A 9,198-nucleotide genomic window follows, 5' to 3' on the forward strand; every position below is an offset into this window, starting at 1 on the left:
TTGAGGGTGATGGTGAGTGGCATGACGTCGTTGGCGGAGAAGAGCACGTTCCGGACGGTGGGCGGAGATCGACTCACCGAGGCACAGTCCATCACCTGGAAGGAGATGGGCCAGGGGGTCTGGGTCGCAAAGCGCGGCAAGGAATTCATGGGGCTCATCGAAGAGCTATGGGGTGCCGGTTATCGGGTGACCGACCGCAACGGTGCCATCGTGGGAGAGTTCGCGACCTACGAGAGCGCGCGTCGGCGCATCGCCTGAGCGCTCAGGATTCGAGCCGCACATCCTCAACGGTCTTGTCCTCCCTGAGGCCCCGCCACGCGGGATGCCGGAGACGGCCGGTGCGCGTCCACTCGGTGAACTCCACCTCGCCGACGAGCGCGGGCGTCACCCAGACAGCGTCGCGCGCGTCTGCGGCCGGCACGTCGGTGAGCGGGTTCGTCTTGCGTTCGCGACGCCGCAGGGTCTTCTGGAGCTCGTCGAGCTGCTTCTCGCTGAAGCCCGTGCCGACGCGGCCGATGTAGCGCAGGGTGCCCTCGGCATCCGGTAGTCCCAGCAGCAGGGAGCCGATGCGGCCCCCTCGGGAGCCAGAGCCCGGGCGCCAGCCCGCGATGACGACCTCCTGCATGCGATTGTGCTTGAGCTTGACCCAGCTCTTGGAGCGGCGGCCCGGGGTGTAGGTCGATGCCCGTCGCTTGGCCAGCACCCCCTCCAGTCCGAGCGTCGTGCTCGCCTCGAGTGCACCGTCGAGGTCGCCGTCGAACGTCGGCGGAACCTTGACACGCTCCGTCTCGTTGACGGTGTCGACGAGCACCTCGCGTCGTTCGTCATACGGCTCCTTCAGCAGTGAACGTCCTGCGCTCCACAGCACGTCGAAGGCCATGAAGTGCACGGGGGTGCGCGCCATCGCCTTCTCGACGTCACTCGCCTTCGTGAGGTTCATCCGGTCCTGCAGGCGCCCGAAGTCGGGTCTCCCCGCGCGATTGATCGCGACGATCTCGCCGTCGAGGATTGCAAACGCCTCGGATGCCTCAGCGAGCTCCGCCAGCTCGGGATAGCTGCGCGTGAGGTCGCGGCCATTGCGACTCGTCAGGCGCACCCCCGAGTCGTCGACGACGGCGATCGCCCGGATGCCGTCCCACTTCATCTCGAACGCCCAGTCGTCGCGTTCCTGCTGCAGGAGCACCCTGTCGCCGTCGTCGCTCGCGGAGGCGAGCATGGGGGAGGGAGGCGCTGGGGGTGACTCGCGTGATGTCTTGGCGCGCGCATCCGCCGCGTCGGCCTTCTTCGACCGTGTCGACGGCGACCCCTTTGGTGCCATGAGATGGATGAGCCAGTTGTTCTCCTCCCGGCCGTCCCTGCCGCCCGTGTGGATGAGGGCATAGCGGTGCGTGCCGTGCTTCTCACCGTGGAGCGTCGCGATGACCTCCTTGCCATCGCGCCACTTCTCGAGTTCGTACCAGCCGCTGTCCCAGATCGTCACTTCGCCCGCGCCGTACTCACCCTCGGGAATCGAGCCCTCGAAGGCGCCGTACTCGAGCGGGTGGTCCTCCGTCTGCACGGCGAGATGGTTCGTGCCGGGGTCGGTGGGCACACCCTTGGGGACCGCCCAACTCACGAGCACGCCCTCATGCTCGAGTCGGAAGTCGTAGTGCAGGCGCCGCGCGTGGTGCTCCTGGATGACGAAGGAGGGGCGATCTGCTGAGGGGGAGGCGGATCCACCCATGGGCTCGCTCGTCTTGTCGGGGTCGCGCATGCTGCGGTACTTCGCGAGCCGCTCGCCAGTTTCAGGTGTCGCGTCGAAGCTGTCGAGGCGCTCGCGTGTCGGCTCGAGCGAGGCGAGGTGACCTTCTGTGAGCGAGGCGAGCGGGTCGCCGCGTCGGCGCACGCGATCGAGCACCTCCTTGTAGTCGAGGTGGCGCAGACTCGGTTGGGCGAGCTCTCGCCACGTGCGCGGCGCGGCGACCATGGGTCGCAGCCGACCCCGCAGCGAATAGGGGGCGATGGTCGTCTTTGAGCCGTTGTTCTGGCTCCAGTCGACGAGCACCTTGCCCTTGCGCAGGGCCTTCTTCATGTCGCTCACGACGAGATCCGGATGGTCGGCTTCGAGCACCCTCGCGAGTTCGTGTGCCACGGCCGAGACCGCGTCGGAGTCCTGTTTCCCGTCGAGGGCTGCGTAGAGATGGATGCCCTTGCTGCCACTCGTCACCGGCAGGGGATCGAGTCCCATGTCCCTCAGGATGGCGCGGGCGAGTTTCGCGACCTCCGCGCACTCCTCGAGGCCAGCGCCCTCGCCGGGGTCGAGGTCCAGCACGAGCCGGTCGGGGTTCTTGCGCACGCCCGTGCGCCCGAACTGCCACTGCGGCACGTGGATCTCGAGCGCGGCGATCTGCCCGAGCCAGGCGAGGGTCGCGCGATCGTTGACGAGGGGATAGGTGTTGACGTGGTCGCTGTGCTGGATGTCGCGACGTGCGACCCACTTGGGGGCGGAACTGTCGAGGTTCTTCTGAAAGAACACCTGGCCAGGGGCATCCGCTGTCCCGACGCCGTGCACCCAGCGCTTGCGTGTCGCAGGGCGGTTGGCGACGTGCGGGATCATGACCTCCGCGATGCGCGAGTAGTAGTCGAGCACGTCAGCCTTCGTGGTGCCCGTCTCGGGATACAGCACCTTGTCGAGACTCGTCAGCTTGAGCCGCTTGCCGTCGATATCGACGACCTGATCTGCTCCTCGGTCACGCGTGGCCATGCGCCCATAGTGCTCCCGATTCCGTGGGAAGCCTGTGAATGCCTGTGAAAGGAGCGCACAATGTGAGCCATGAGAGCCATTTGGAAGGGTGCCATCGCGTTTGGCCTCGTCAATGTGCCGGTCAAGGTCTACAGCGCGACGGAAGACCACGACATCTCGCTGCACCAGGTGCACGACGCTGATGGTGGACGCATCCGTTACCAGCGGCGCTGTGAGATCTGCGGCGAGGTCGTCGACTACGCCCACATCGACAAGGCGTACGACGACGGGGAACGCACCGTCGTGCTGTCGAAGGAGGATTTCGACGCGCTTCCCGTCGAACGCAGCCGGGAGATCGACGTCGTAGAGTTCGTGCCGAGCGAGCAGATCGACCCCATCATGTTCGAGCGGGCCTACTACCTCGAACCCGACTCCAAGTCGACCAAGGCCTACGCGCTGCTGCGCCGCACCCTTGAGGAGACCGACCGCACGGCGATCGTGAAGTTCGCGCTGCGGCAGAAGACCCGGCTCGCGGCCCTGCGGGTGCGCGGCGACGTGCTCATGATCCAGACGCTCCTCTGGGACGACGAGGTGCGCGAGGCGAGCTTCCCTGCCCTCGACGAGCGGGTGCGCATCTCGCAGAAGGAACTCGACATGTCGGCCGCGCTCGTCGAATCCTTCGAGGCCGACTTCGACCCTTCGCAGTTCACCGACGAGTACCAGGAACAGCTCCGCGAACTCATTGAGGCGAAACTGGAGCAGGGCGACGCGCTCGACACGGATGCGACCTTCGGCGAGTCGGAGGAGGGCGAGGGCGGTGGCGAGGTGCTCGACCTCATGGAGGCCCTCCGCCGCAGCGTCGAGAAGAGTCGCGGGGGCGGATCATCCGGAAGCAAGGCGTCCGCGAAGTCCTCGGCCAAAGGGTCGAGTCCAAAGAGCGCGTCAGGGTCATCCGCCGCGAAGCCCTCCTCCTCAAAGAAGGCCACGGAGCGGAAGAAGGCGCCATCGAAGAAGGCATCCGACGACAAGAAGCCCGCAACAACCAAGGCCGCTGCCAAGAAATCCTCCTCTCGCAAGTCGGCGTGAGCCCGGCCTGAGGCGGCCATAGAGTGGAGCCGATGGGCTTCCACGATCACGATCACCACGACCACGCGGCTGGAGCGGCGAACCGCCGCCGCCTCGTGATCGCGATCGTCATCATCGCGTCGGTGCTCGTGGTCGAGGTCATCGGTGCCGTGCTGAGCGGCTCGCTCGCGCTCCTCGCAGACGCCGGCCACATGCTCTCCGACCTCATCGCGCTCGTCATCGCGCTCGTGGCGACCGTCATCGCTGCGCGCCCACCGAGCGAGCGTCGCACCTTCGGCCACCGCCGCATCGAGGTGTTCGCCGCCTTCGTGAACGCGGGCCTGCTCGCGGCGGTCGTGATCTCCGTCGCGGTCGAGGCGGTCTCGCGACTCGGCGCCCCGTCTGGGCAGGTGCAGGCGCTGCCCATGCTCGTCGTCGCGATCGTCGGCGCCCTGGCGAATGTCGCGGCGCTGCTCGTGCTGCGGGGCGGTGCCGCATCCAGCATCAATATGCGCGCCGCCTATCTCGAGGTACTGGGCGACCTGGCCGGCTCGATCGCGGTCATCGCTTCCTCGATCGTGATCCTCGCCACCGGATTCATGCCGGCGGACGCGATCGCCTCGCTCCTGATCGTCGCGCTCATCCTGCCGCGCGTCTTCATCATCCTGCGCGATGTCGTCGCCGTGCTGGGGCAGGAGGTGCCGAGGGGCACGGATGTCACGCTGATCCGAGAGCACGTGCTCGCGACGCCCGGCGTGCTCGATGTGCACGACGTGCACGTGTGGTCGGTGACGCCGGGGCAGAACGTCTTCTCGGCCCATGTCGTAGTCGACGACGCGGTGCTGAAGGGCGGCGGCGCATCCGCTCTCCTCATCCGGCTCGACGCGTGCCTCGCCGACCATTTCGACGTTGAACACTCGACGTTCCAGCTCGAGCCGCCGGAGCACGCGGCGCAGGAACCGCTGCAGCACCCCTGATGAGGCAGCGAGGGGCTCTCAGGCGGCTCGGAGGCTCCTGCGTCTAGCGTTGTGGGCTTGCCCAGCCCGGCGCCTGTCGGGAACACACCCGGAAACACTCTCGTGACTCTCTTCGATACTGAATCCCATCCTCCACGCCACCTCGCCGACCCCGCCTCACCGGCCCCGAGCCTGCCGCCCGCGCTCCTGCGCCGCCTGCGGGGCGTCCGAACGGTCAAGGCGCTCCGCTCGCCCGTTGGCCTCCTGACGGGAGGGCTGCTCGCTGCCGCATCGATCGCCCTCGTGCTCCCGACGAACACCGGCTCCGAGGCGCTCATCGCGTCGGTGCCCGAGCCGCCGGCGCAGTCGCTCACGATCGCGGCGGCATCGCCACTTGCGGCTCTCGCCCGCGACTCCTATTCGGCGGTCGCCCCGCCGAAGCTCCAGTACCCGCTGCCCCCGGGCAGTGCCGTCGCGAGTGGCTACGGCCCGCGTTCGTGCTCGAACTGCTACTCGAACTTCCACCACGGCATCGACATCTTCCCCGGCGCGGGCACGCCCATCGCTGCCATGGCCAATGGCGTCGTGAGCAAGGCGAATGCTGCCGGTGACAACGCCATGGGCGTCAACGTGCACATCGACCATGTGATCGATGGCGTGCCCGTGACGAGCGTCTACGGGCACCTCCAAGCCGGCTCGCTCGGCCTTCGCGTCGGCGACACGGTCACGGTTGGGCAGATCATCGGTCGCGTCGGCGCGACGGGCAACGCTGCTGGTGCCCACCTGCACTTCGAGATCCACCCGGGCGGTTCGGGCTCCGTCAATCCCTATGCGTGGCTGGCCGCCCGCATCGGCTGAACGGATGACGGTGGCCTCGCGTAGCCTTAGGCGGTGAGTAAGCAGGATGGCAGCGCGCGGCAGGTCAGCGCGGCATCCGTCGACAGTTCGACCTCGCCGATCCTGCACGTCGACCTCGACGCGTTCTTCGCCTCGGTCGAACTGCTCGACCATCCGCACCTGGCCAACCGGCCGGTCGTCGTGGCCCGCGACTCACCGCGCTCGGTCGTCACGGCAGCCAACTATCCTGCACGGCGCTTCGGCGTGCGGTCGGCCATGCCGCTCGCGCAGGCCAAGCGGCGCTGCCCCTCGGCGGTCGTGCTCGAGCCGCATTTCGAGAAGTACCGGCACTATTCGCGCCTCGTCATGTCGATCTTCGACGACATGACCCCCACGGTCGAGCGGCTCGGCATCGACGAGGCATTCCTCGATGTCTCCGGGGCCGGCAAGGTGCTCGGCAGTCCCGCGCAGGTCGCGACGCTCATCAGGCAGCGGGTGCGCGATGAGACGGGGCTGGCCTGCTCGGTCGGGGCGGCATCCACCAAGTTCGTCGCGAAGCTTGCGTCGGGCCGGGCCAAGCCCGACGGGCTTCTCGTGATCCCGGCGGCGGAGACACTGGAGTTCCTGCACCCGCTTCCCGTCTCGGCCCTCTGGGGTGTTGGCGAGGCGACCGAACAGGCGCTGACGCGCCACGCGCTCCACACGATCGGCGACATCGCTGCTACGCCACGCGAGAGCCTGCAGCGCGCGCTGGGCACGGCGCTCGGCAGCAAGTTGCACGACCTCGCGAACGGCATCGACCCGCGGCGTGTCACGACCGAGCGTGTCGAGAAGAGCGTCGGCCACGAGATGACTTTCGAGGTCGACGTGACGGATGGCGAGCAACTGCGCCGCGAACTGCTCCGTCTCTGCACGCGAGTCGGTGCCCGACTGAGGGCGAACGGCCTCGAGGCGAACACGGTCGCACTCAAGCTGCGTTACGCCGACTTCACGACCATCAGCCGCTCGCGCAAGCTGTCGACGCCGAGCGACCTCGCCCGCACCCTCTTCACTGAGGCGCGTGCCCTGCTCGATTCGGTGGGCGAGCATCCGCCCGTCCGGCTCATCGGGGTGCGCGCCGAGCAGCTCGTCGAAGCCGGGGGAGCGGCGCTCACCCTGTGGGATCAGGATGACGGATGGCGCGACGCCGAGCGCACGGTCGATGGCGTCACCCGACGCTTCGGCATCGACAGCTTGCGTCCGGCTTCGCTGCTCTCCCCGCGGGCGGATCGGCCAAGGCCCTAGTCGGCGTCAGCCCCAGCCGAGCTCGTGCAGCTGCACGTCGTCGATGCCGTAGTAGTGCGCGATCTCGTGTACGAGCGTCACGTGGATCTGGTCCTTGAGCTCGTCCATGTCTTCGCAGGCGGCCAGGAGCGGTTCCCTGAAGAGCACGATCCGGTCGGGAAGTTCGCCGAAACCGTATTGGCCGCGGTCGGTGATCGCGACACCTTCGTAGACGCCGAGCAGGTCGAGTGAGCCGTCCTCCGGCCGGTCCTCGGTGACGAAGATGAGGTTGTCGAGCCCGTCCACCATCTCGTCGGGAAGCAGGTCAAGCTCATCGATGACGAGTTGTTCGAACTCCTCCGCCGACAGCTCAAGCATCGATCGCCTCGATGAGGGAGTTCTGCACGAAGCCCAACCAGTCGTAGACATCCCGCATCATGGGGTCGACGCCGGGGCGATCCTCGTCGCCCTCCGCCTGGATGCCCAGCCGCGTGGCGAGGATCAGCCTGACGTCGGTGAGGCTGCGAAGCCACGCCTGCACCTGCTCGGGTCGGAGGCGCAGTTCGCCTTCCCGCACCTCGTCGAGCGCTTCGAGGATGACGCCGGCATTCGCGAGCTTGCGGCCGGCGAGGTCTGCCTGGGTGAAGCGCCGGAACTCGGCGGAGGCCTCGGGGTCGTCGGGGTACGCGTCGGGAAGGATCCGCCCGACCGCCGGGTCGTCGAAGTCGGCCGCGGCGACGACGTCGGCAGCCTGCCGGGCGAGGGTGCTCAGGAGCGCCACCTCGGCCTCCTCGATCTGCGCCACGACAGCACCATCGGGCTGCGGCTCGAAGCGCCTCATGCGTCGACCTTCGTCAGGGTGGCCCACAGACCGTAGTCGTGCATCGCCTCCACGTGTCGCTCCATCTCCTCGCGACTCCCGGATGCGACGACCGCCTTGCCTTCGAAGTGCACCAGCAGCATCAGCCGCTCGGCCTCGACCGGCGTGAATCCGAAATAGGTGCGGAAGACGTAGGAGACATACGACATGAGGTTGACCGGGTCGTTCCAGACGACCGTCTGCCACGGCGAGTCAGAGGCGACCTCGCGCCGTGTGTCGGTGCTCTCGAGCGTGCGGGTCATGACTCCAGCCTGTCACATGGGGATGAGCCGCCCGTGGGGCGGAAACAGGAAAGGCCCGGCAATGCCGGGCCTTTCCTGGGCCTCCAGGGAGGCTCACCGTGGGGTGAACGACGGGACTCGAACCCGCGACATCCGGCACCACAAGCCAGCGCTCTACCAACTGAGCTACGCCCACCATGTGTTCTCGCCTGCCGATTTCTCGACCCGGCGATGGCAACTAGAAGATTCTATTACAGACGCGAGGCGAAATCTTCCACCACGCCGGAGGAGATGACCTGCAGCTCCTCGGTCGTCGGCCCGGGGTCGGAGACGAAGACGGCCTTGCGGTAGTACTCGAGCTCGCGGATCGACTCGAGGATGTCGGCAAGGGCCCGGTGTCCGCCGTTCTTGACGGGTGCGTTGATGTACACGCGGGGGAACCAGCGGCGGGCGAGTTCCTTGATCGACGACACGTCGACGCTGCGGTAGTGCAGGTGGCTGTCGACGCGGGGCATGTATTTGGCGATGAAGGCGCGGTCGGTGCCGATCGTGTTGCCTGCGAGGGGAGCCTTGCCGGCCACCGGCACGTGCTTCAGGATGTACTCGTTCACGGCGAACTCAGCGTCGGCGAGGCTCACGCCGTTGGGGAGTTCCTCGAGGAGGCCCGACTCCTCGTGCATGTTGCGCACGAAATCGCCCATGTTGTCGAGCGCCGACTGGTCGGGCTTGATGACGATCGAGAATCCCGGGTCGACCGGGTTCAGGTCGTAGTCGGTGATGACGACGGCGACCTCGACGAGTTCGTCGTTCTCGAGGTCGAGTCCTGTCATCTCGCAGTCGATCCAGACGAGTCGGTCGGAGGTGCTAGCCATTGGGAAATCCTATCGCCGCCCAGTGACTCGCCATCACAGTGGTGCTAACAATGAGGGCATGACTGACTCAAAGCCCACACTCGCCCACGGCGACGAATACATCGTGATCTACAGCGGCGGCCCGAGCGACGGGCAGACCGACCGTCGTATCAGCACGGATGGCTCGTGGGACGACTCGCTCACCGTCCTCGCGTCTGAGGCTGGAAACGAGGGGATGATCAACTACGACGCCACCAGCTGGCGCGAGGTCGGCGGCACGTATCACGTCACCTATACCTACGACCCGGGCGACAGCGAGCAAATTGAGGACCCGGCCGACCGCGACTGAGTACCGCGTGAGTCCGCGGTGGGCACTGTGGAAGGTGCCCGCCGCGGTATCCTA

At 67.2% G+C, this 9,198-nt stretch carries 11 protein-coding genes and 1 tRNA gene; 6 read left to right on the forward strand and 6 right to left on the reverse strand.

The window, feature by feature from the left end:
* The first annotated feature begins 21 nt into the window (after positions 1-21).
* On the forward strand, positions 22-258 hold the full coding sequence (locus ACIQK7_RS10195; protein WP_403024295.1) for a hypothetical protein: 237 nt from the start codon (positions 22-24) through the stop codon (positions 256-258).
* 4 nt (positions 259-262) lie between these two features.
* On the opposite strand, the gene ACIQK7_RS10200 is transcribed toward ACIQK7_RS10195, so the two are convergent.
* On the reverse strand, positions 263-2,743 hold the full coding sequence (locus ACIQK7_RS10200; protein WP_403024297.1) for an ATP-dependent DNA ligase: 2,481 nt from the start codon (positions 2,741-2,743) through the stop codon (positions 263-265).
* A gap of 69 nt (positions 2,744-2,812) precedes the next feature.
* Between ACIQK7_RS10200 and ACIQK7_RS10205 the strand changes: the two genes are divergently transcribed.
* The 4 genes from ACIQK7_RS10205 (at position 2,813) to dinB (ending at position 6,864) form a co-directional block, all read left to right on the forward strand.
* Positions 2,813-3,808, forward strand: coding sequence for a Ku protein (locus ACIQK7_RS10205; RefSeq protein ID WP_403024300.1), 996 nt, complete (start codon positions 2,813-2,815; stop codon positions 3,806-3,808).
* Positions 3,809-3,840: 32 nt separating this feature from the next.
* Positions 3,841-4,764 (forward strand): cation diffusion facilitator family transporter, encoded by a 924-nt coding sequence (locus tag ACIQK7_RS10210; protein WP_403024303.1) that lies wholly within the window; start codon positions 3,841-3,843, stop codon positions 4,762-4,764.
* 102 nt (positions 4,765-4,866) lie between these two features.
* A complete protein-coding gene (locus tag ACIQK7_RS10215; RefSeq protein ID WP_403024306.1) occupies positions 4,867-5,601 on the forward strand; it encodes a M23 family metallopeptidase in 735 nt (244 codons plus the stop codon).
* A 33-nt stretch (positions 5,602-5,634) separates the two neighbouring features.
* The gene (gene dinB / locus ACIQK7_RS10220; protein ID WP_403024309.1) at positions 5,635-6,864 is read left to right on the forward strand and encodes a DNA polymerase IV; all 1,230 of its coding nucleotides are present in this window, start codon (positions 5,635-5,637) and stop codon (positions 6,862-6,864) included.
* 6 nt (positions 6,865-6,870) lie between these two features.
* On the opposite strand, the gene ACIQK7_RS10225 is transcribed toward dinB, so the two are convergent.
* The 5 genes from ACIQK7_RS10225 to orn form a co-directional block, all read right to left on the reverse strand.
* On the reverse strand, positions 6,871-7,221 hold the full coding sequence (locus ACIQK7_RS10225; RefSeq protein WP_403024312.1) for a metallopeptidase family protein: 351 nt from the start codon (positions 7,219-7,221) through the stop codon (positions 6,871-6,873).
* Positions 7,214-7,684, reverse strand: coding sequence for a DUF2017 domain-containing protein (locus ACIQK7_RS10230; protein ID WP_403024315.1), 471 nt, complete (start codon positions 7,682-7,684; stop codon positions 7,214-7,216). Before ACIQK7_RS10230 ends, ACIQK7_RS10225 begins: the two co-directional genes overlap by 8 nt.
* Positions 7,681-7,965, reverse strand: a complete 285-nt coding sequence (gene clpS, locus ACIQK7_RS10235) for an ATP-dependent Clp protease adapter ClpS (protein WP_403024318.1) — start codon at positions 7,963-7,965, stop codon at positions 7,681-7,683. Before clpS ends, ACIQK7_RS10230 begins: the two co-directional genes overlap by 4 nt.
* 99 nt (positions 7,966-8,064) lie before the next feature.
* Positions 8,065-8,140 (reverse strand) — tRNA-His (locus ACIQK7_RS10240).
* 55 nt (positions 8,141-8,195) lie between these two features.
* Positions 8,196-8,816 (reverse strand): oligoribonuclease, encoded by a 621-nt coding sequence (gene orn, locus ACIQK7_RS10245; protein ID WP_325210442.1) that lies wholly within the window; start codon positions 8,814-8,816, stop codon positions 8,196-8,198.
* A 58-nt stretch (positions 8,817-8,874) separates the two neighbouring features.
* Here orn and ACIQK7_RS10250 point away from each other — a divergent pair, with 58 nt between their 5' ends.
* Positions 8,875-9,144: an oligoribonuclease gene (locus tag ACIQK7_RS10250; RefSeq protein WP_403024322.1), complete on the forward strand. Its 270-nt coding sequence runs from the start codon at positions 8,875-8,877 to the stop codon at positions 9,142-9,144.
* Positions 9,145-9,198 lie beyond the last annotated feature (54 nt).

The organism is Salinibacterium sp. GXW1014, assembly GCF_044769865.1.
Taxonomy (GTDB): domain Bacteria; phylum Actinomycetota; class Actinomycetes; order Actinomycetales; family Microbacteriaceae; genus Homoserinimonas.